Source organism: Bradyrhizobium algeriense (assembly GCF_003062295.1).
GTDB lineage: Bacteria > Pseudomonadota > Alphaproteobacteria > Rhizobiales > Xanthobacteraceae > Bradyrhizobium > Bradyrhizobium algeriense.
This window is the reverse complement of record NZ_PYCN01000221.1, coordinates 1-516: the sequence shown is the minus strand read 5'-3', so window position 1 is coordinate 516 and position 516 is coordinate 1. Positions and strand designations below refer to the sequence as shown.

General features: G+C 62.8%; 1 protein-coding gene. It reads right to left on the bottom strand.

Annotated features, from left to right (window positions below):
* Positions 1–172: 172 nt before the first annotated feature.
* Positions 173–516, bottom strand: a 344-nt coding sequence (locus C7G61_RS43210; RefSeq protein ID WP_145963857.1) for a C40 family peptidase, incomplete at its 5' end; no start/stop codon positions are given.

Here is a 516-nt window from a genome sequence, read left to right as displayed (position 1 = left end):
TCGTCATCGCTCGAGAGTAGAGCGTCATCACCGGCCATGTGCCGGTGATCCCGATGGGAAGAGCGCAGCGCGTTTCTGAGTCGAGATGGCCGGGACAAGCCCGGCCATGACGAGAGTTACCCTGAAAGCGACCCCGAGTTCTGCTGTGCAGCCCCGGGATGATCGCAAAGATTTAACCCAGCCGCTTGATCGAACTGATCGGACCGTAGCTCGTCCGGCGGATGCGGTCCTCGGCGACCGTCAGCGGTTCGATCATCACGGTCATGCTGTGGCCGGTGGCGTGGATGAAATTCGTCCCGTCCACCATCAGACCCACATGGCCCTTCCAGAACACGAGATCGCCACGTCGAAGGCCGCTCAGATCCGCCTTCACCTCGCCAGCCGTGCCAAGCTCACGCTCCTGCATGTCGCTGTCACGCGGCGCCTTGATACCGGCAGCCGTCAGCACGGTCTGTGCCAGTCCCGAGCAGTCGATGCCGAGGCTCGTCTTGCCACCCCAGAGATAGGGCGTGTGCA